This window comes from Flavobacterium sp. SP2 (assembly GCF_057626655.1).
The window spans coordinates 34,621-56,278 of the sequence record NZ_JBVHBT010000001.1; the positions used below are offsets into that span (position 1 = coordinate 34,621).

The 21,658-nt window shown below is 32.2% G+C and carries 17 protein-coding genes; 10 read left to right on the top strand and 7 right to left on the bottom strand.

What is annotated here, in order from left to right:
- Position 1: 1 nt before the first annotated feature.
- The 3 genes from ACZ098_RS00225 (at position 2) to ACZ098_RS00235 (ending at position 3,270) form a co-directional block, all read left to right on the top strand.
- Entirely contained in the window at positions 2-1,081 is a 1,080-nt protein-coding gene (locus ACZ098_RS00225; RefSeq protein ID WP_487309718.1) for an HlyD family secretion protein, read from the top strand.
- 128 nt (positions 1,082-1,209) lie between these two features.
- Positions 1,210-2,796 (top strand): DHA2 family efflux MFS transporter permease subunit, encoded by a 1,587-nt coding sequence (locus tag ACZ098_RS00230; protein ID WP_487309719.1) that lies wholly within the window; start codon positions 1,210-1,212, stop codon positions 2,794-2,796.
- 126 nt (positions 2,797-2,922) lie between these two features.
- Positions 2,923-3,270: a hypothetical protein gene (locus tag ACZ098_RS00235; protein ID WP_487309720.1), complete on the top strand. Its 348-nt coding sequence runs from the start codon at positions 2,923-2,925 to the stop codon at positions 3,268-3,270.
- Between the two features lie 38 nt (positions 3,271-3,308).
- Here ACZ098_RS00235 and yaaA read toward each other — a convergent pair whose 3' ends face one another.
- Positions 3,309-4,070 (bottom strand): peroxide stress protein YaaA, encoded by a 762-nt coding sequence (gene yaaA, locus ACZ098_RS00240; protein WP_487309721.1) that lies wholly within the window; start codon positions 4,068-4,070, stop codon positions 3,309-3,311.
- A gap of 88 nt (positions 4,071-4,158) precedes the next feature.
- On the bottom strand, positions 4,159-5,379 hold the full coding sequence (locus tag ACZ098_RS00245; RefSeq protein WP_487309722.1) for an ArnT family glycosyltransferase: 1,221 nt from the start codon (positions 5,377-5,379) through the stop codon (positions 4,159-4,161).
- A gap of 196 nt (positions 5,380-5,575) precedes the next feature.
- Between ACZ098_RS00245 and clpB the strand changes: the two genes are divergently transcribed.
- Positions 5,576-8,230: an ATP-dependent chaperone ClpB gene (gene clpB / locus ACZ098_RS00250; protein WP_487309723.1), complete on the top strand. Its 2,655-nt coding sequence runs from the start codon at positions 5,576-5,578 to the stop codon at positions 8,228-8,230.
- 152 nt (positions 8,231-8,382) lie between these two features.
- Here clpB and ACZ098_RS00255 read toward each other — a convergent pair whose 3' ends face one another.
- The 3 genes from ACZ098_RS00255 to ACZ098_RS00265 form a co-directional block, all read right to left on the bottom strand.
- Positions 8,383-8,697: an HPF/RaiA family ribosome-associated protein gene (locus ACZ098_RS00255; protein WP_487309724.1), complete on the bottom strand. Its 315-nt coding sequence runs from the start codon at positions 8,695-8,697 to the stop codon at positions 8,383-8,385.
- A 172-nt stretch (positions 8,698-8,869) separates the two neighbouring features.
- Positions 8,870-11,122: a M1 family metallopeptidase gene (locus ACZ098_RS00260; protein WP_487309725.1), complete on the bottom strand. Its 2,253-nt coding sequence runs from the start codon at positions 11,120-11,122 to the stop codon at positions 8,870-8,872.
- Between the two features lie 100 nt (positions 11,123-11,222).
- Positions 11,223-11,504: a hypothetical protein gene (locus tag ACZ098_RS00265; RefSeq protein WP_487309726.1), complete on the bottom strand. Its 282-nt coding sequence runs from the start codon at positions 11,502-11,504 to the stop codon at positions 11,223-11,225.
- A gap of 30 nt (positions 11,505-11,534) precedes the next feature.
- On the opposite strand from ACZ098_RS00265, the gene ACZ098_RS00270 reads away from it, so the two are divergent.
- The 4 genes from ACZ098_RS00270 to ACZ098_RS00285 are packed head-to-tail and all read left to right on the top strand — an operon-like array spanning position 11,535 to position 15,782.
- Positions 11,535-12,458 (top strand): aldose 1-epimerase family protein, encoded by a 924-nt coding sequence (locus ACZ098_RS00270; RefSeq protein ID WP_487309727.1) that lies wholly within the window; start codon positions 11,535-11,537, stop codon positions 12,456-12,458.
- A gap of 16 nt (positions 12,459-12,474) precedes the next feature.
- The gene (locus ACZ098_RS00275; protein ID WP_487309728.1) at positions 12,475-13,035 is read left to right on the top strand and encodes a GNAT family N-acetyltransferase; all 561 of its coding nucleotides are present in this window, start codon (positions 12,475-12,477) and stop codon (positions 13,033-13,035) included.
- A gap of 21 nt (positions 13,036-13,056) precedes the next feature.
- Positions 13,057-14,220 (top strand): ABC transporter ATP-binding protein, encoded by a 1,164-nt coding sequence (locus tag ACZ098_RS00280; protein WP_487309729.1) that lies wholly within the window; start codon positions 13,057-13,059, stop codon positions 14,218-14,220.
- 11 nt (positions 14,221-14,231) lie between these two features.
- Positions 14,232-15,782 (top strand): hypothetical protein, encoded by a 1,551-nt coding sequence (locus ACZ098_RS00285; RefSeq protein WP_487309730.1) that lies wholly within the window; start codon positions 14,232-14,234, stop codon positions 15,780-15,782.
- Between the two features lie 152 nt (positions 15,783-15,934).
- Here the strand turns inward: ACZ098_RS00285 and ACZ098_RS00290 are convergent, their stop codons facing one another.
- A complete protein-coding gene (locus tag ACZ098_RS00290; protein WP_487309731.1) occupies positions 15,935-16,159 on the bottom strand; it encodes a VF530 family protein in 225 nt (74 codons plus the stop codon).
- Between the two features lie 59 nt (positions 16,160-16,218).
- Between ACZ098_RS00290 and smpB the strand changes: the two genes are divergently transcribed.
- Both smpB and ACZ098_RS00300 read left to right on the top strand, forming a co-directional pair.
- The gene (gene smpB, locus ACZ098_RS00295; protein WP_487309732.1) at positions 16,219-16,677 is read left to right on the top strand and encodes an SsrA-binding protein SmpB; all 459 of its coding nucleotides are present in this window, start codon (positions 16,219-16,221) and stop codon (positions 16,675-16,677) included.
- Between the two features lie 79 nt (positions 16,678-16,756).
- A complete protein-coding gene (locus tag ACZ098_RS00300; protein ID WP_487309733.1) occupies positions 16,757-17,803 on the top strand; it encodes a Fic family protein in 1,047 nt (348 codons plus the stop codon).
- Positions 17,804-17,859: 56 nt separating this feature from the next.
- Here ACZ098_RS00300 and ACZ098_RS00305 read toward each other — a convergent pair whose 3' ends face one another.
- Entirely contained in the window at positions 17,860-21,606 is a 3,747-nt protein-coding gene (locus ACZ098_RS00305; protein ID WP_487309734.1) for a transglutaminase domain-containing protein, read from the bottom strand.
- Between the last annotated feature and the right edge of the window lie 52 nt (positions 21,607-21,658).

Here is a 21,658-nt window from a genome sequence, read left to right on the forward strand (position 1 = left end):
CATGGAAAAGAAAAAAACCAACAAAAAATTCCTTTTTATTTTCATTGCACTTTTCACTTTAGGAGTGATTTATGGAAGTTACAAATATATTCATTCTTTATCGCACGAAACTACCGATGATGCGCAGATAGAGAAAAACATGAATCCAATAATTCCGAGAGTTTCTGGTTACATAACTAAAGTTTATGCCAAGGATAATGATTTTGTTAAAAAAGGCGATACATTATTTACAATTGACAACAGAGATTATTTGGTTAAAATTGAAGAAGCACAAGCCGCATTGATTGCAGCCGAAGGTAATTTGGCGGTATCAAAAGCAGATATTGGAACATCACAAGCTGGAGTTTCAGTATCTGATGCCAACGTTCAATCGGCAAGCGGAAGTATCGAAACTGCTAAAATTAGATTAACAAGAGCAACGAACGATTTTGTGAGATATAGCAATCTGTACAAAAACCAATCGATTACCAAACAACAATTTGAACAAGCCGAAGCTGCTAAATTGGAAGCACAAAGTCAGTTACGAATTTTACAAGATCAACAAAAAGCAAGTGCTTATCAAAAGACTGTTGCATCATCTAGAACGACAGTTTCTGGAAAACAGGCTGAAGTTGCTGCTGCCAATATAAAACGAGCTCAGGCAGTCTTAAATGCTGCTAAATTGAATTTAGAATATACTGTTGTTACTGCAACTGTTGACGGTCAAGTATCTAAAATTGCCATTCAACCTGGTCAATTTATTCAACAAGGACAATCGTTATTTTACATCATCAATAATTCAGAAGCGTGGGTTATTGCAAATTTTAAAGAAACCCAATTAAACAAAATGGTGGTTGGACAAAAGGTAACTATAAAAGTTGACGCTTATCCTGACACCGATTTTGTTGGAACAATAGCGTCATTTTCTCCAGCAACTGGTTCACGATTTTCTATTTTACCTCCAGATAATGCTACAGGCAATTTTGTTAAAACTATACAACGTTTACCAGTTAAAATTTCAATCGACCCGAGTAATGATGTTGAAAAACTAAAATTGTTACGACCAGGTATGAATGTTGACGTAGATGTACTTTTGAAATAGTAGATGTACTTTTGAAATAATAGTATTTTTTCGATACTAGATTACACTATAAGTTACTTACTAAAGTTTCTTTCAATCTAAATCTATTATATGATATTTAAAATCTAATATTTAATATTAAAATTAAAATGGCAGTAAATGCACAAGCAGACGATTTAGTAGAATACGGCTTTAGAAGGATTATAATTACAATAACAGCGGTACTTTGTGCGTTGCTTGAAATTGTAGACACAACTATTGTAAATGTAGCATTAACCAACATGCGTGGTAGTCTTGGTGCTACATTAACCGATGTGGCTTGGGTAATTACAGCCTATGCAATTGCTAACGTGATAGTGATTCCGATGACGAGTTGGTTGTCACAACAATTTGGAAGACGTAACTACTTTGCCGTTTCGATTATAATTTTTACCGTTTCATCATTTCTATGCGGAAACGCTACCAACATTTGGGAATTGGTAGCATTCCGATTTGTTCAAGGTCTTGGTGGTGGCGCGCTTTTGGTTACGGCGCAAACCATTATTACCGAAAGTTATCCGGTTGCCAAACGAGGAATGGCACAAGCTATTTATGGAATGGGTGTAATTGTTGGTCCAACACTTGGTCCACCATTAGGAGGTTATTTGGTAGATCATTTTTCATGGCCTTATATTTTTTACATCAATATTCCAATCGGAATTATTGCTACATTATTAACATTAACCTTTGTAAAAAGCCCTAAATACGGTGAGAAATTAAAGGCCAATCAAGTTGATTGGTGGGGAATTTTATTCTTGACTGCATTCATTGGTTCGTTACAATTTGTTTTGGAACACGGTCAGCAAGACGACTGGTTTAACGATCATTTAATTGTAATTTTAAGCATTATATCACTAGTCGGCTTACTTCTTTTCATTTGGCGAGAACTGACTTATGAACATCCTATTGTAAATTTAGGTGTTTTAAAAGATGGTAATTTACGAATCGGAGTAGTAATGTGTTTCATCTTAGGTTTTGGATTATATGGTTCTACTTTGATAATTCCTATTTACACGCAATCAATACTTGGATGGACAGCGACCGATGCCGGATTACTACTAATACCAGGTTCGATAACGACCGCTTTTATGATGCCAATTATTGGAAATTTAATTCAAAAAGGCGTTCCTCAAGGATATATGGTCGGATTGGGATTCGTGATTTTCTTTCTCTTCACCTTCATGATGCGCAACATAATGACGCCTGATACTGGCATTGAACACATGTTTTGGCCTTTAATTTTGCGTGGTGTTGGTTTAGGATTATTATTTGTACCGATAACCACTTTATCATTATCCACTTTAAGCGGAAAAAGTATTGGAGAAGGCGCGGCTTTTACTGGAATGATGCGTCAACTTGGAGGTTCATTCGGAATAGCAATTATAACCACATTCATCACGCGTTTCAGTCAAGAACACCGCGTCAATTTGGTATCGCATTTGGATGGAAGCAAACTCGAAGTACAACAACGAATAGCACAATTGCAACAAGCTTTTATCAGTAAAGGATTTACACCCAACCAAGCATTAGACAAAGCCTATCAAGCTATGGAATATACAATTACCAAACAAAGCACTGTGTTATCTTACATGGATATTTTCATGTATCTTGGTATTATGTTTTTGTGTTGTATTCCAATTATATTTCTAATAAAACGCGGAAAGAACAAAATTAATCCAGCCGATGCCATGCATTAATTTTAATAATCAGTCTCTATTTATTATTTACAGAAACTAGAACTTATTAACAATTATGTTAAAATAAAAAAAATATTTTTATATTTGATTGATTGTAAGACAATTATTAATTAAATAGTAGGCGTTATGGGATTTTTTAGTAATAAAGAAAATAAAATAATTAAGGAACTTTGCACTAAAAGTGAAGCCATTAGTAAAGATATTACAAGAGAAATAGACGAACTATTTATAGAATTAAAATCAGAATACGAGCAAAGTCAAGAAATTGTAAGTGAATTCAGCTCGTTTGTAAATGAATTAAAATCAAAATTAAGTGCAGACGATGCCAAAAAGTTATTAGAATTTTCAAGCAAAATAGATTCAGTAAAACGTTGCGCTCGAAAAGGTGTTGAAGCTATGAGAGAATTATCTCGAGAACAACGAAAAGCCACTCGAGAAACCATTAGAGAATACCAAGAATATTTATACGTTTAATTAAATTATTAAGTCTCGTAAAATTTACGAGACTTTTTTTATCTAGTAAAAACCAATTTGTTTCCACTACTTAAATTAGAGTCGAAGGCATAACCTTCGTAATCAAAACCTTTAAGTTCCTCTATAGTTTCAACGTTTTTATCAATAATATAACGCACCATCAAACCTCTAGCCTTTTTTGCAAAAAAACTAATCATTTTCAGTTTTCCGTCTTTATAATCTTTAAACTCTGGAGTTATTACTGGAACTTTCAATTTCTTTACATCAACGGCGTCAAAATATTCGTTACTTGCCAGATTCACGAACAATTCGCCATCCTGAATTTCATCATTAAGAGCTTTAGTTATGGTAGGTTTCCAAAATTCATACAGATTTTTGTTTTTTCCAACAGGCAATTTTGTTCCCATTTCCAAACGGTAAGGCTGCACTAAATCTAAAGGTTTTAGCAAACCATAAAGTCCAGAAAGTATTCGCAATTTATTTTGTAAAACTTCTATTTTATCTTCAGGCAAAGTGTAAGCATCTAATCCTAAATATACATCGCCATTAAAAGCATAAATAGCTTGACGAGCATTTTCAACTGATAATTCTGATACGTTCCGTTCTTGATTTCGTTGCCAATTCAAATCCGCTAATTTATCAGATATACTCATCAACTCCATTAGTTGCTTCGGTTTTTGTTTTTTCAAAACCTTATCGATTGATACTGATTGTTTTACAAAATCATAATTAGTAAATGAAGTAACTGGTATTTGCGTTTCAAAATCAAGTGACTTTGCAGGAGATAGTACAATTTTCATAGCTTTCAATTAATTTTCAAATTTAGACATTCTCATTTATTTTATAACTATGATAAAATGATTTGTTTCGATTGAATTATTGATAAAATCAATCAATAAATTTTCTATTAAAAAAACTTGCAAGCAGTATCAAAACCAATGGATACAAAACAATATGAAACCTGTCGCCTTGATCGCTTGAAATTCCTGAAACAAATAAAATATAAAAAAAAGCTACTGCAACAACAGAAAGAAATCCGTCTTTTTTAAATCGAACTAAACAATTCATACTCAGCAAAAAACCAATAAGGGTTAAAATACAATTTTGCAATTTGGTAATTACTTTAAAACTATATTGAAAAAAATCAAAATAAAAAGTGTTCGAATTGTTTTCTAATGCATGAATTGAAGCACTTCCTTTCGAAGAATTTATTAAAATAGTAGTGAAATACGCTTGAATTAAATTGGGCAAATTGTACCGAATTTGAAAAACCAAATCTTCTTGGGCAACTTTTTTCTGTTCAGAACTTGGTAATTTTAAAAAATACCGATACCGCTCATTTTCACCTTGCTTAAAAGTTGATTTATTTTTCAAACAATCAGCTCTAGTTCCTAAATAATTATAGTACGTAAAAGCATCAATATAACTAACTGTATAATTTCCGTATTGTGATTTCATCGATTGTATTTGAAAAAACAACAATCCGAAACTTAAAAAAAGTAAAAATGATAACCTATTAAAAAACAATGATTTCCATTTCTTAAAGCAGGCAATGAGCACTACAACTAATAAACCCATCGACAAGGGTTTTATTAAGATAGATAACGTAAGTACAACAATACCTAAGAGTAGAAACTTAATTTGCTTCTTACAATAAAAAGAGTTGATGAAAAACAAAGACACTAATATAAAAAAGATATAAATCGGTTCCGACAAAAGCTTGAAGTTTATTGCCAGATTTCCGATGCATAAAAGAAATAGCAGGCTTGCTGCAAAAGCCCACTTCTCGCCTACTCTAATTTTACATATTTTAAAAATCAATAGTGAACTCAAAATCCAGCAAACACAATTTATAATAAAACTCCATATGTAAACGGATTGTACTGGAAAATTAAACAACAATGGAAAACCTTGAATAGCAGCAATTAAGAAGGGTCTGTCATCACTTGGCAACTGCTGATTGTATAATTTTAAAGCAGCTTGTAGAAAACTACCTTCATCGCCAACAACCGAATTACTAATGGGTAATTGGCATAAAAAAGTAATGAGAACTATCCAAGAAAGAGCAAAAATAACCAACCAAAATTCTTTATCTATTTTTCTTAGCATAGCAAATTATATCAAAACAAATGTAAAGAAAATTGAAGTTACGTCATAACATAATTAACAAAACAAGAAATAATGTCATAAAAACATATTAATTTCACCAAATTTAACAAAATAAATGCCATTTTGTCGTTAAATTTGAATTGGAACATATATTGACGCGTTTCTTATAAAATTAAGAAAACAAAATTAAAAATATATGAGTAGTAACAATTTAACCATTAAGTCGCAAGAAGCGTTGCAACAAGCACAGCAAATTGCGCAAAGTTACGGTCACCAACAAATAGAAAACGAACACATTTTTAAAGGAATTCTAGAAGTTGATGAAAATGTAACTCCGTTTATTTTAAACAAGCTCAATGTAAATATTGATTTGTTTAAAAAGATTTTAGACAGTACAATCCAGAGTTTTCCAAAGGTTTCTGGTGGCGATATACTGTTTTCTAGAGATGCTAATACGTCATTAACCGAAGCAACAATTATTGCCAAGAAAATGAACGACGAGTATGTATCAATAGAACATTTATTGCTAGCAATTTTTAAATCTAAAAGTAAAGTTGCCCAAATTTTAAAAGACCAAGGTGTAACTCAAAAAACGCTAGAAGCCGCTATTCAAGAAATTAGAAAAGGAGAAAGAGTAACCTCGGCATCGGCTGAAGAAACCTACAATGCTTTAAATAAATACGCTCGAAATTTAAACGACTTAGCTCGAACTGGAAAATTAGATCCGGTTATTGGTCGCGATGAAGAAATTCGAAGAGTATTGCAAATTCTAACTCGAAGAACCAAAAACAATCCGATGCTTGTCGGCGAACCTGGCGTAGGTAAAACCGCTATTGCCGAAGGCCTTGCACACCGAATTGTAGATGGCGACGTTCCAGAAAATCTAAAAAACAAAATCATCTTTTCATTGGATATGGGTTCGCTTATCGCTGGTGCAAAATACAAAGGCGAATTTGAAGAACGATTAAAAGCCGTTGTAAAAGAAGTAACGTCATCTGATGGAGATATTGTACTTTTTATTGATGAAATTCACACGCTAGTTGGCGCTGGTGCTGGTGAAGGCGCAATGGATGCTGCAAATATTTTAAAACCTGCATTGGCTCGAGGTGAACTTCGTGCTATTGGTGCGACAACGCTCGATGAATATCAAAAATATTTTGAAAAAGACAAAGCGTTAGAACGTCGTTTTCAAAAAATTTTAGTTGACGAACCTGATACCGAAAGTGCAATTTCTATACTCCGTGGAATTAAAGAAAAGTATGAAACCCACCATAAAGTCCAAATAAAAGATGATGCAATAATTGCTGCTGTCGAGTTATCACAACGCTACATTACCAATCGCTTTTTGCCCGATAAAGCAATCGATTTAATTGATGAAGCGGCTTCAAAATTGCGAATGGAAATCAACTCTAAACCAGAAGAATTAGATGTACTTGACCGAAAAATAATGCAACTAGAAATTGAAATTGAAGCCATAAAACGTGAAGTTGAATATTCGTCGAACTCCTATGAAAACGATAGCAATGTAAGACAAAACGATCAGAATAAATTGAAAATTTTAAGTTTAGACTTAGCCAATTTAAAAGAAGATCGCAATGAAATTTTTACCAAATGGAAGTCAGAAAAAGACGTAGTAGATGCCATTCAAACCGTTAAAAAACAAATTGAAGATTTCAAAACCGAAGCCGAGCGCGCTGAACGTGATGGCGACTACGGAAAAGTTGCCGAATTGCGCTACGGAAAAATTAAAGAAGCTCAAGAAGAACTTAACGCATTACAAAAACAAATACAAGATAATCAAAACGGAACTTCATTAATTAAAGAAGAAGTTACAAGAGATGATATTGCAGAAGTTGTGGCAAAATGGACTGGAATTCCGATTACCAAAATGCTTCAAAGCGAACGAGAAAAGCTACTCAAACTTGAAGACGAATTGCATTTGCGAGTTGTTGGACAAGAAGAAGCAATTCAAGCAGTAAGCGATGCCGTTAGAAGAAGCCGTGCCGGTTTACAAGACATGAAAAAACCAATTGGCACATTTCTATTTCTTGGAACTACCGGAGTTGGAAAAACCGAATTGGCCAAAGCACTGGCCGAGTATCTATTTGACGACGAAAATGCATTAACCCGAATTGATATGAGTGAATACCAAGAACGACACAGCGTAAGCCGATTAGTTGGCGCACCTCCAGGATACGTGGGCTACGACGAAGGTGGGCAACTTACTGAAGCCGTGAGAAGAAAACCGTATTCGGTAATATTACTAGATGAAATCGAGAAAGCACATCCCGATACCTTCAACATCTTGCTGCAAGTTTTAGATGAAGGAAGACTAACCGATAATAAAGGACGATTGGCCGATTTTAAAAACACTATCATCATCATGACATCCAACATGGGAAGTTCCATAATTCAAGAAAAATTTGAAAACTTAAAAGGAAGTATCGAAACCGCAACCGAAGCTACAAAAGTTGAAGTACTTGGCTTGCTTAAGCAAACAGTTCGTCCAGAATTTATAAACCGAATTGATGAAATTGTATTGTTTCCACCATTAACAACCGACAATATTACTAAAATTGTAGGATTACAACTCAAAAATGTAATTAAAATGTTGGCACAACAAAACATAATCATGGACGCTACACCAGAAGCAATTACCTACCTTGCGGATAAAGGTTACGATCCACAATTTGGTGCACGACCTGTAAAAAGAATGATTCAACGCGAGGTTTTGAACCAACTCTCGAAAGAAATTTTAGCTGGTAAAATCGGAACTGATAGCATTATTTTGTTAGATAGTTTTGATGGCGAATTGGTTTTTAGAAACCAAACCGAATTAATTCAAAATTAAAATAATTTTTGGGAGCAAATGGCTTGCGCATTACAATATACGTCATTCCAGCTTTCCATTTCAATAAAAAATGCCTCCAAACACTGGAGGCATTTTCTATTTTCACTGCAATCTGGGCTATTTCAATACAAGCAATTACAATAAAATACTATTTAATATTCACGCATTTTTTCAAATGTTGTGGCTAATACTTTTTTACTTTTTTCTAAAGCAACATAAAACGATTTTTCAAGTGTATCCGAATAATCCGTAACGGCAATAGGTTGCTTTTTCTCAAGACGAATTTCAATCAAACAACGTTTGTCATTAAGCCCAAATTTTCCACTATTTTCATCACCAAAATGAACTTCAATACGTGTAATTTTATCCTCAAATCGAGCTAATTCTTTTTCCAATTCGGCAGTATAATACTTTACCAATCGTTCGCTTCCTTCTACGTTTTTGTCAGTGTTAATTTGAATTTGCATGGTTAAATTTTTTAATGTTTTTATAAATTTAAAACAATCTATTTTGTTTTCATAACCACTTATAATAACATTATGAAAACTATAAGTATTAATTAACACTTTTAATACCTAGTGCTGCAATCAAAAAAAAGGCGCGAAAAAATTCGCGCCTTTCAAAATATATTTTTTTAAATTATTTTTTATCTTTAGTAAAATCAAATTTTTGACCACTTACTTCCAATGTAAAAGCATCTTTTGCATTGTTAAACTGCAATACCAAACCAGCTTGGTCTAAAGTAAACTTTCCGTTTCCTTTATCTTCTAATCCTACCGATGGTTGTCCAGTAGCATTAATAATTAGAGTTCCATCTTCTTCGGTAAAATTAATTTTAATTGGAATTTGCTTGCTAGAAAAATCTCCTAAATAAGCATCCATATTTGCCGATTGTAATACACCATTTTTAGCATTTGTCCATACGTTATTTTCATCGTTACTATCTGGTAAAACATGATCTGGATCTAATGTAATTGATTCCAATTCTTCAGTCGAATCGTATTTGAATGTCCAAGAAACATTGCGTTTCCAAATTTCAACTGGTAACGATTTTCTTGAAATTGCACCACTTTTAGTTTTTACCTCAATTACTACTGGCATTGGCATCTTTTCAAGATTTTCAATAGTAATTATTGCACCATTTTTAGCATCGTTTTTTACATATTTTACGCTAACAATACCTTGATCTAAACTCCAATTGTTTACAAACCAACTTCTCCAAAACCAACCCAAATCTTCTCCAGCTACATTTTCCATTGTTCTAAAAAAGTCATCTGGAGTTGGGTGTTTGTAAGCCCACCGTGCCACGTAAGTTCTAAAAGCATTGTCAAAACGCTCTGCACCAAGTACATGATTACGCAACATATCCAATCCAGAACCTGGCTTGTAATAGGCTAAAATACCCAAATTAGCTTCTTTTAAATTATCTGGTGCAGCCATAATTGGTTCCATTTCTGGATTGGTTAACGTTCCAGAAGCGTCATGCATATTGGTAACTGGCTGCTTGTATTCGCCATTATTAAAATCTTGCGAACTCAATCCGTTAATGAATGTATTAAAACCTTCATCCATCCATGCGAATAATCGTTCGTTAGAACCTACAATCATAGGAAACCAAATGTGACCAAATTCATGATCGGTTACACCCCATAAATCGGCTGCTTTCGACTCATATCCACAAAATACAATTCCAGGATATTCCATTCCACCTTCATTTCCTGCAACGTTTGTCGCTGCTGGATAAGGATATTCAAACCATCTTTTAGAATAATTTTCTATAGATGCTTTAGTATATTCTGTACTTCTTTCCCACGCATTTCCACCATTACTTTCAACTGGATAAGCTGAAATTGCTAACGATTTTTTACCGCTTGGCAAATTAATTTTTGCAGCATCAATTATAAAAGCTGCCGATGAAGCCCAAGAAGCATCACGAGCATTTTTAAGTTTGAATTTCCATGTTAACGTACTTTTTCCTGCAGGACGAGAGGAAGCATTGGTAACTTCTTCAGCCGAACGAATCATAACTGTTTTATCACTAGTCTTAGCCGTTGCCCAACGTTTTTGCTGCTCAGCCGTGTAAACCTCAGTTGAATTTTGCAATTCACCAGAACAAACTACAATATGATTAGCTGGTGCTGTTATCGAAATATCATAATCACCATATTCTAGATAAAACTCACCTGCTCCAAGATATGGATTTGTATTCCAACCCAACACATCATCATAAACACACATTCTTGGATACCATTGCGCTATAGTAAATATTTTTCCGTTTTTAGTATCTAAAATTCCAGTTCTATCTGATCCATATACTGGTGAAACATAAGAGAATTCGATTTTAAGTTTTACGCTTGCACCGTTTGCTTTCAATTCTTGTGGAAGATTTACTTGCATTCTAGTATCAGTAATGGTGTAAGTTGCGTTGGTCTCAACCGATTTTCCTGCAACCAACGAAAGTACTTTAACTGATTTTATTTTAAAACCACCATCAAAATCTTGACCTTTCGCTCCGTTTCTACTTCCTTTTACAGGAATAATTGCGTTACCACGAGAATCTTTTTTAAATAAATTTTGATCTAAATTCATCCAAAGAAATCCTAATTTATCTGGACTATTATTGGTGTAGGTTAAAATTTCAGAACCCGATATTTCACTAGTTTGATCGTTTAGCGTTGCCGAAAGTGTATAATCAGCACGATTTTGCCAGTATTTTGCACCAGGTTGTCCACTTGCAGAACGTGTTTCAGTTCCGTTTTTGGTATAAAAATTATTACCAAAAGCCTCATTGTAATTGTAGTTGTTAACTGGTTTTCCTTCTTGCGCTTGTGCAACAGCAAGTCCAAAAAACAAAGCTACCAATGGAAGCACCTTAAAAAAATTGTTTTTCATGAGTTTAAGTTATTTTTTTTGATTGACAAATTAAAGAAAAAAATGCTCTCGATAATTTCGAAAGCACTTTTTTTCATTAGTCTTAACAATTCGATTTTTGTTACGCAGATTTGAAAATTCTATTAATTGGAATAACATTACCTTGTTTTAAAATCACTCTGTTTTCAGTTAAACCCCAAACGGTCGTTTCAACAACCTTCTTAGATTGGTTGTCTTCAAAATAAATTTTTGTTTTAGAATGTTCTAAATTTCCTAATGATAATGCACGATTGAGCTCTGAGTATCTCTGTTTAATTTCTTCTTTACTCTGTAAAACATCGGTATCTGGAAAATGCAAATTGGATATCGTTTCTTTTTCTATTGTTTCAAATTCTGTACTCATAACGCACTGGTTTTAATAAATTACTTTTATTTGGGAAAACTAAAATTAATAAAATATATTTACACAACCTATTTTTTTAATCAAATATTAAGAATTCCATTGAAAACAACAATCAATAATTCCAAAATCGTTGCACAATTCAATACTAAAGGAGCCGAATTGTGTTCGCTCAAAAACATACCAAACAACCGCGAATATATTTGGGAAGGAAATGCTGAATTTTGGGGTAAACATTCGCCTGTTTTGTTTCCAATAGTTGGAACATTGCGTAACAATACCTATAACTATAACAATAAAGAATACAACTTATCGCGTCACGGTTTTGCAAGAGATTGTGATTTTAAGATTGTGTATCAGCAAGAAAATGAAATTGTTTTCTCCTTAGAATATGACGATGCAACTTTAAAAATATATCCATTTCAGTTTGAACTACAACTAAAATATAGTTTAACCGAAACCACTTTAACCATAAGTTACACAATTATTAATAAAGACAAAGTTGTAATTCCGTTCTCAATTGGAGCGCATCCTGCATTTGCCTTGCCAACTAATTTTGAAAATTATTCATTACAATTTCAAGAACAAGAAACTTTACAATGCTATGTTCTTGAAAATGATTTGGTATCTGATAAAAATTTCGATGTTCATTTAAAGAATAAGAAATTACCGCTATCCTATTCTACTTTTGAAAATGATGCTTTGATATTCAAATCACTAAAATCTAAAGAAATTACAATCGTTGAAAATCAAAAAGAAATTTTGAAAGTAAGTTTTTCAGATTTTAAAAATTTAGGAATATGGACCAAAGTCAACGCTCCATTTATTTGTATCGAACCTTGGTTAGGATATTCGGACACCCTAAATTCGAATGGCAAAATAGAAGAAAAAGATGGCATACAAATTGTTAAAGAAAACGAACAATTTGAATGCTCTTTTACGATAGCAATTTTATAAATTCAAAAAATGATTTATGCTTACAATTAACTTCCATCCTTTTAAAAATCTAGAAACCAATCGATTATTATTACGAAGAGTTGCAGAAACCGATCTCGAAGAAATCTTAAAACTTCGTGGTGATGAACAAACGATGAAATACATTCCAAGACCTTTGGTTACCACGACCGAAGAAGCGCTGGCACATTTCAAAATGATTGATTCTAAAATAGAAAGCAATGAAGGAATAAATTGGGCAATTACACTAAAAGGAAATCCTAAACTTATAGGAATAATTGGTCATTACCGAATTCAACCCGAAAATTACCGTTGCGAAATTGGTTATATGATTTTGCCAGAATATTGGGGAAAAGGGATTGTAACCGAAGCCGTAAAAGTAGTTTTGGAATACGGATTTGAAGATTTACAAATGCATTCTATCGAGGCAGTTATTGACCCTGAAAATAAAGCGTCGGAACAGGTTTTACTAAAAAATGGTTTTGTAAAAGAAGCACATTTTTTAGAAAACGCATTCTATGAAGGCAAATTTTGGGATTCAGTAATTTACTCTATTTTAAAACGAAATTTTAAAAAATAATAAAACAAACCAACCAATACTATGAACGAATTTGAAAAACAATACGAGGAGTTACAGAACTTTCTAAAGTTTGAAGACTTTTCTATTCTTACCAAGAGAATAATCGATTTGACATTGGATACTGAAGATGTAAATCAGTATAAAAAAACCAATGAATTTCTAATTTGGCTTGATAAAAATGAAGCTGTAACCGAGGAAAAAAAAGAAAAATACCAAGCAATATTATCCAATTTGCATGCTGTTTTAAGTTCCAAGCCACTTGCCAATAAAGAAGTTTTGGTTTCAACTTCGGGTTTAATTAAAAGTTATGGTGTATCAAGTTTCGGACTTGGACCAATAGATCTAGAATTGCGCCAAGGTGAAATTTTAGGATTGGTTGGAGAAAATGGAAACGGAAAAACAACGTTGTTGCGAGCATTGTGTGGAGAATTATTTGCTACAGCAGGAAAAATAAAATATCATTTTAACCACGAAGATCAATTTGATTTAAGAACGCAACTGGTTTACATTCCGCAGCGCACCGATTCTTGGTATGGTTCCATGTTTGAAAATTTACAATTTACGGCTTCTAGTTACGGTTACCAACCCGAAGAAAACGAATTGCTAGTAGAACTTATAATTGCACGATTGGGTTTACGAAAATTTAGAAATCACAGTTGGAAAAGTTTGTCGTCTGGTTACAAGATGCGTTTTGAATTGGCAAGAATGCTGCTTAGAAAACCTAAAATACTGCTAATTGATGAACCGTTAGCAAATCTTGATATTTTGGCACAGCAAACCGTTTTAGAAGATTTTAAAGCTATAGCAAAATCGCCTTTTAGACCAATCGGAATCGTTTTAAGCTCACAGCAATTGTATGAAGTAGAAAAAACTTCCGATCAGGTTATTTTCTTAAAACATGGTAAACAAAAAAATCTTCACGAAAAATTCGTTTCCAATGAAGAAGAACAAATAGTCAATGATTTAGTAATAGAATTTGAAAGTTCGTTTACACAAAACGAGCTTGGAGAATTATTTACAAAACTAGAAATGATTTCATTACAGTTTAATGGCGGAACTTATATTGTAACTTTTCCAGATAAAATTTCAGTGTATGATTTCATGAAATTGCTAATCGAAAGTAAAATTCCGGTACACTATTTCCGAAATATTTCTAATTCAACCCGTCGCTTTTTCGTATCTTAAATCTTAAAACTATGTTCAAAAATATTCAAAAATACCTTCTTATAAATCAACCACTTCTGTGGAATTTAAAAATTGTACCTCTTACAGCTTTTGCAATTATCTTTCATTTAGTTTTCTTTATTCTTGGTTATTATAACGGTGGTTTAAATTTTACAGAAAGTGAAAACAGTTACAGTTTTAATGCTGGCGAAGGAACTTTAATCTTTTTTAGTGTTCTGTTATCCATTTTATCTTTGATACTTTGGTTGGTTTTTTACTTTAAAAACAACGCTTTAAAAACATTTTATCCCAAAAACAATTTTTCATTGTTTAAAGAATGGCTGTTAATTTTATTATCCTGTTTGTTAATCGTAACTTTTCTAGTCAGTTATTTTTACGGAAAAGAAACCCGAGTTCGTAGTTATTTTTCAGAAGCCGAAGCCAAAAAACGCTGCGAAACATTGGCAATGGGTTCGTTTTTTGTAAACGGTTCGTATGCGTATTATCAAAATAATTTTGCGGTAGAAGCTGCTGTAGAAGTTGATGCTGTAGATACCGCTGCAATTGCAATTGATTCTGTAGAAGCTGTACAATTAAAAACTCATTTTACTTACAAAGGAAAATCGTATTCAAACAATTCGCTGTTAAATAAAAACATTAACGATTATAGTTTTTTTGATTCCGAAAAAGATTCAATTCTAAAAGAACGGATCAAAACGTGGTTGGTAAATAACCAAAAAGATTCGGTTCGCAACCTGATGAAAAACTATTTAAAAATTGCGAAAGAACATGATTTAAAAGCAAGTATTGATGAAAATAAGTGGGTAGAATTGACTTATGATTATCCAAATTTCGAAATATATAAAACCATAGGAAGCGAAGAGCGCGATATATATTACCAAGAAAACTTCAACAACAATAATGCGCCAAAAATTGATACCACCGAGCAATACATAAGAACAATCAACAACCAAGAATACTTGTACAACAAGTTCTATGTTCCCGAAAAGCAACTGCATTATTCCTATAAAAAAATTGCTGATAGTTACAACAATCCCGACATCAATTGGGCTACATTTTTAATCTCGCTTTACGTAGCCTTCGGAATTTCACTTTTAGTATTTTCATTCCGTGTAACATCAGGAAGAAATTGGCTAATAGCGGTTGTTTCGTTAGGAATTATAAACATTATAATGGGAATAATTACAGCAATTTTCGGTTCACAATATGTATACTTCTCTGGAATTTTGCTCTTATTTCTTTCCTTATTTGGCTATTTTTTAGTGGTGATTTACAGAAAAAAATCGAAAGGAATTTCGGGGATAACTATTAACGCCATGCTTTGGATGTTACCAGCCTTTACACCAATAGTATATTATTTAATAATCGAAATTGCAAAAGAACTAAGTGGTTACAACGATGCTTTTGGAGAATCGCGCGACATTATTTACCCGAGATTAACCTATTTTCAAGACCCCGATACACTCTTTGTATTAACCTATTTAAACTTGGTTTTTGTTGTCTTGATAATGCTTGTCTTATCTCGAAAAATCAAACAATGGCGTGGCGTTGCCGAAGCGTAACTAATTTTTAGAAGCGCATGGCTTGGGCTTTATCAACCATGGTAATTCCTGCTGTACGTTTTATCTTTTATAAAAAAATCCTTTCCGAAAAGAAAGGATTTTTTTATAAAAGGATGCCACTGCCATCAGGGCTAATGAATTTTTTGTATTGATTATTTATTCAGTTTTGGTACTGTTCTAATGTACAAATTTTCAACTTTAGTTCTTGCCCAATCGGTTTTTCTTAAAAAAGTCAAACTCGATTTTATAGAAGGATTGTCAGTAAAACATTTAATTTTTACAAATTCACTTAGGGTGTCAAATCCGTAATAGTCAACTAAATCTTCAAGAATTTTTTGAAGCGTAACACCGTGTAACGGATCTTTAGATTGTATCATGCTGCAAATTTATAAATTAAATTGCACTTTCGTTCAATTGTCATTACATTTGCAAACTTATGATTAAAACTGCCAACATACTCAACAAGAAAGCCCGATTCGATTATGAAATTCTCGAAACATACTCGGCAGGAATTGTTTTAACAGGAACAGAAATAAAATCGATTCGATTAGGAAAAGCAAACATTACCGAAAGTTTTTGTGAGTTTAATGATAACGGAGAACTTTTCGCAATCAACACTTCAATCGAAGAATATGCTTTTGGCAATCAGTTCAACCACAAAGCTAGAAGCGAACGCAAACTACTACTTAATAAAAGAGAACTAAAATCACTTTCAAAAAGCGTTGAAACTAAAGGTCTAACTATTGTACCGCTTCGACTGTTTACGAATGAAAAAGGGTTGGCCAAATTAGAAATTGCCTTGTGCAGAGGAAAGAAAACCTACGACAAACGCGAATCTTTAAAAGAACAAGACACCAAACGTGATTTAGCCCGAATTAAAAAAGAATTTAATTAAATTTTTTAAAAAGAGTTGCTTTTATTTTTTTTACAATAAAAATATGACTAAATTTGTCATGAAAATAAAAGTCATAGATATGAAAACTTTATTGAAAAATGCAAGAGAATTAAAAGGTTTAAAAACTCGTGAGTTGGCACAACAATTACAAATTGATCAAGCATTAATTAGTAAGTTTGAAAACGGCACAAGAAAACCAACCCGAGAACAAGTAGTAAAACTGGCTCAACTGTTAGATATAGATTACGAAACACTAATGATTGCGTGGCTTAAAGAAAAAATTCTTTATGAAATTGGCGATGATGATTTGGCAATGAAAGCAATGAATCAAGTACGAGAAGAGCGCGCCATTTATAATAAAATCAGTCCAAAGCTGTCCACAAGTTTAACTACACTACTTGATGAAATTGATGTTTTAAAAAGTAAATTAGAAAAATTTAGAAAGTTTGATAGTTTCAAAATCGCACAAGCGTTAGAATTGGAATACACCTTTGAAAGTAATAGAATTGAAGGAAACTCTTTAACGCTAAGAGAGACAGATTTAGTCATAAACGAAGGTTTAACAATTTCTGGAAAAAGCATGCGCGAACATCTTGAAGTCATAAATCATGTTGAAGCTATTGCTTACATAAAACAATTAATGGATAGAAATTTCTCTTTTAATGAAAGAGAGGTTTTAGCAATTCATAATTTAATACTTCGAGGAATAATTCCAGAAGACGCTGGTCGTTACAGAAGAGTTCAAGTAATGATAAAAGGAAGTGCACACATGCCGCCGCAACCTTTTATTGTTCCTAAAGAAATGGAAGATTATTTTATATGGTATGAAATAAATAAAAATAAACTTCATCCTGTAGTTTTAGCCGCAGAAATGCATCAAAGATTAGTAACAATTCATCCATTTATAGATGGTAATGGAAGAACTTCGCGCTTGGTTATGAATTTGATATTACTACAAAACGGATTTGTAATTGCCAATATTAAAGGTGATTATGAAACCAGAATGAGTTATTATCAATCGTTAGAAACTTCACAAACCAATGGTAATAAAGAAGATTTTTTGCTATTTGTGGCAACAATAGAAAAAGAATGTTTAGAACGCTACTTGTCTATAATCGAGCAATAATACGTAGTAAAAAACCCATCTTATTTTCTACAATAAGATGGGTTTTATTTTAATTGCTATTTAAATCCAACAATTTGTTCTTCGGTTGCGATTATTTCATCTACATACTTTTTATAATCTTGGTACTCAGCAATTGTAATATTATCCCAAGGAATGCTAACTTGTCGCGTAACTTTTAACGAATTTGGTTTAACCAGTTCAAAACTTATATCGTATTTATGATTTTTATATTGGTAGGTTTTACTTTCTGGAATCTCTGTAAACTTTTGATTTTCAGGAATATTCAATACAATTGTATTATCGTAATTCGAACTGTTCTCATAACTAAAGTATTGAATATCGTATTTTCTATCTTCTAATGAAATTATATCTCGTGTGTACACTTTATCAAGAAAAGGTAATTCTGTAATTTTTAAATTTCCAACTGATTTAAGTTTTTCTGCAATTGAAAATTTGGTTTCAAAAGTAATGTCTTTATCAAAAATTTCGTTTGTAATGACTTTGGCAGATTGTAAAGTAACTACTTTTTTAGTATTAGAATTGTATTCTTCCTCTATTTTTTTCTTACGAATATCTTCTGTTGTCGCAGTCGAAAACAACTCGTTATAATATGATTTATTAGCACCTTGAACAGTAAATGTGTTGGTGAAACTCTTAGATTTATCATCGATAGAAATTACTGTCGTAGTCGCATTTGTATTTTTAATTGCATTATCAAACGGAATATTTATTATTTGAGATTTTTCATTTTCAGCTTTGTCAAACGAAATTACAAGTGCATTAGCTTTGAACAATGAACTTGGCAATGCTTTAAATGGCATGTATTTATCTGTCAATTCAAGAAAATAGTCTTTTCCGTCAAGCACAACTTTTACAATACAATGATTAAAATCGTTTGATGGCAACAACATTGATGTAAACCCATTATCGTTTGTACTTACTAAAACCAAATTAGCTTTTAAACCTGCAAGTTCAGACAATGCTACGAAAAGAGTTGATACATCTTTACAATCACCTAGTTTTGTAGTTATTGTTTTTGATGGTTTTTGAGGTACATAACCGCTTTGCCTAAAATCTAAAGAGCTGTAAGTGATATTATTACCAATATAGGAATATATTTTTTTTGCAATATCTTCTTGCGATAATGAAGCAAATCCAGCTGGAAAAATTTCGTTAAAAGTAGTTTTAGTTACTTTATCAATTTTTAAACTTTTCTTTACTAAATCAGAATACCAATTGGATATTTCTTTCCACGATTTAATTGTTGAAATTTTAATTGTATTGGTTAAATCTCCATAAACTGGCGAATATGATTCGTTTAAATTCATTGCAGGAACGTTGGTTCGTTTCCAAATCGTACACGTCTTATTGTTAATTTTCTTGGTGGTTGATGGAACCGATCCGTTTACAAATTCTGAAATAAATTCAGTTCCTTGTGGATAAATAAATCCGAATATAGCTTCAACTTCTGGATAAGAACTATTGAAATAACAGGACAAATCGAAATCTTTATAAAATCTACCAGAAGCATTTTCATATCTTTCATATTGAACATAAATTACATCACCCACTTTTAAATCGGTAAAAACTAGAGTACCATCACCTTCTTCTGCTGGAACTATTGAACCGTCAATTTTTACAATTTCCGATTTTAAAATAGTGTTGCTGTAGGAATCTATCGAATATTCTTTCATTTCTTCAATACCTTTTTCAGAAGTAATTTCATATAAAAAAGTTACCTTAGATTTTCGTCCTCCTTCTGGCAGTACATTTACAATATATTCATCTAATAAAGTCGTAACTCCGTAGTCACCTTTTAATGTAGTGTTTCGGCGCTGTTTAATAACTTTATAAATATCTTTAGTTGCGACTTCTTCAATCTCGTCTGGTGTCTTCGTAATGTCGTACAATTGTTTTCTTAAAGTACTGTTCGCTGAATTATGAGAAAGTGACATTCTAAAATACTTTTCGGCTTCTTTTACATTATTTAAATAATTAAAAACCATTCCTTTCTTCTGCATAAATGAAAATGAATAAGGAAAATTTAGTAAGGCTCTATCAATTTCAGTTTGCGCCTCGGCATATCTTTTTTCATCTATTAAAATAGAAATATAATCGTTTCGCATTGCATTGGAATAAGCATATCGATTACTTGCGTCATGGACTATCTTTTCAACTTCGGCTTTTCTATCGGCAGCATTGTAATAGTTAATTAGGAGGTTTAAAGCCTCTAAGTTATCTTTTTTGGCAACCAAATCTTCCAACATAGAAATGGTTTTAGCTTTATTATTTTTAAGACTTTCGTAAACTGGCGAAAATGATGTTACATAAAATTCATTGTTATCTGAACTTGCAAATAATCTTTCAATTCCTTCAAGCATAAGGTTGACATCGGCCTTTCTTGATGCTAAAATGAAATCGTATAATATGGTAATCATGTCCGATTTTATAGTTTTGGCTTTTTCCCTAAACTTCTCAAGTTCAACAATATTTGCAGTCTTTAACCACTCACTATCTTGAATTTTCTTTAAAATATTGTAATAATAATATTCATCGTTTACTTCCATATTCGATGCAATTTCCTCTACTTCTTGCTCTTCATTTTTATTGGCATAATTCGTCATTTGCATTACTTGAATCAAAGATGATTTTGGGTATTTCGCAACTAACTTTTCTAGTACATCATTCGCTAAATCATTTTTACTGTTATTAGAATAAGCTTCAAAAAGCAAAATTTGATACAAAACATTTTCTGGATTTTTAGCTATTTGCTTTTTAAAATATTCTTCAAAATCTGGATTTAATTCAATAGGATTTAATTTTTCTAAATTAGACTTAGAGTAAGGTTGAAAAGAATTATAAAATTTTAAATTAGAGATTTTAGCTGAATTTTCATCCGTTATTGACATGAAAAAATTATCATTACTTGCTCTTGTAGAAGACTTGACCAACAACCTATTCATTCCTTTTGTCAAACTAAATTGTAGTTTATAGGCATTCAAATCAGTATTTTGAGCTGTATTGTTTACATATATTTCAACATCGTTTACAAATATTTTTATTGAAGAACTTGTTCCAAAGTTGAGTTGTACAATTCTATCAGCATCTGATTCAATAAAAACTTGAGCATACATAATTCCATTTCCATACTCAGACTCATTAGCATAAAAATGAAAACCTTCATTCTGTTTATCAACAGGAACGTACCAACCTACTTTACCATTACTATTAGCATCAAAAAGTTTATCGCTTTTGGCATATATTTCAGGTTCGTATTCAGTTTCCAAACCACTATCGTTCAAGTTCTCAAATACGCCACAATACTGCCAATCTTCAATTGCATTTAGCTTCTTCATTTGGCTGTAATAGCCATCCATATTTTTACGTTTTCTGTCGCAAACCCCTTTATAGTATATCGTTAGCACATCATTGCCAAAAAATTCGCTAGCTGCTAAATGGTCTATTTTTTTATAGGTATAATCATTAAAACCATTTGCAGTTGTATTATCCATCATATACGGCTTGTACCATAATGGATATAAATATTCTTTTTGCTTACAAACACTTATAAATTTTTGAAGAAATGCATCGTCAAAACTCAATTTACCTAATTCATAATCTAACATTCCGTCTAAGATTAGATAATCTACGTTAGAATTAATTTTAGACTTCAATTCTTTATCAAATAATTTTCGTGCATCAACACGTTTATTGGCAAGTAATAAATCCCAAACTTTTTTCTCAGTATCTTGTGCAAACGAAATTGATACAAAAAGAATACAAATAGCAATAATTTTTTTCATTAATTCTAGGGTTGGTTTAGATTGACAATATAGTAATTCTTAAAAACAATAT

Excerpts from the sequence above, each read along its gene's own strand:
- ACZ098_RS00260 (WP_487309725.1), bottom strand. The coding sequence starts at position 11,122 with ATGAAAAACAATTTTTTTAAGGTGCTTCCATTGGTAGCTTTGTTTTTT.
- smpB (WP_487309732.1), top strand. The coding sequence starts at position 16,219 with ATGATTAAAACTGCCAACATACTCAACAAGAAAGCCCGATTCGATTAT.
- ACZ098_RS00300 (WP_487309733.1), top strand. The coding sequence starts at position 16,757 with ATGAAAACTTTATTGAAAAATGCAAGAGAATTAAAAGGTTTAAAAACT.
- ACZ098_RS00275 (WP_487309728.1), top strand. The coding sequence starts at position 12,475 with ATGCTTACAATTAACTTCCATCCTTTTAAAAATCTAGAAACCAATCGA.
- ACZ098_RS00285 (WP_487309730.1), top strand. The coding sequence starts at position 14,232 with ATGTTCAAAAATATTCAAAAATACCTTCTTATAAATCAACCACTTCTG.
- ACZ098_RS00235 (WP_487309720.1), top strand. The coding sequence starts at position 2,923 with ATGGGATTTTTTAGTAATAAAGAAAATAAAATAATTAAGGAACTTTGC.
- yaaA (WP_487309721.1), bottom strand. The coding sequence starts at position 4,070 with ATGAAAATTGTACTATCTCCTGCAAAGTCACTTGATTTTGAAACGCAA.
- ACZ098_RS00265 (WP_487309726.1), bottom strand. The coding sequence starts at position 11,504 with ATGAGTACAGAATTTGAAACAATAGAAAAAGAAACGATATCCAATTTG.
- ACZ098_RS00255 (WP_487309724.1), bottom strand. The coding sequence starts at position 8,697 with ATGCAAATTCAAATTAACACTGACAAAAACGTAGAAGGAAGCGAACGA.
- ACZ098_RS00290 (WP_487309731.1), bottom strand. The coding sequence starts at position 16,159 with ATGATACAATCTAAAGATCCGTTACACGGTGTTACGCTTCAAAAAATT.
- clpB (WP_487309723.1), top strand. The coding sequence starts at position 5,576 with ATGAGTAGTAACAATTTAACCATTAAGTCGCAAGAAGCGTTGCAACAA.
- ACZ098_RS00305 (WP_487309734.1), bottom strand. The coding sequence starts at position 21,606 with ATGAAAAAAATTATTGCTATTTGTATTCTTTTTGTATCAATTTCGTTT.
- ACZ098_RS00280 (WP_487309729.1), top strand. The coding sequence starts at position 13,057 with ATGAACGAATTTGAAAAACAATACGAGGAGTTACAGAACTTTCTAAAG.
- ACZ098_RS00230 (WP_487309719.1), top strand. The coding sequence starts at position 1,210 with ATGGCAGTAAATGCACAAGCAGACGATTTAGTAGAATACGGCTTTAGA.
- ACZ098_RS00225 (WP_487309718.1), top strand. The coding sequence starts at position 2 with ATGGAAAAGAAAAAAACCAACAAAAAATTCCTTTTTATTTTCATTGCA.
- ACZ098_RS00245 (WP_487309722.1), bottom strand. The coding sequence starts at position 5,379 with ATGCTAAGAAAAATAGATAAAGAATTTTGGTTGGTTATTTTTGCTCTT.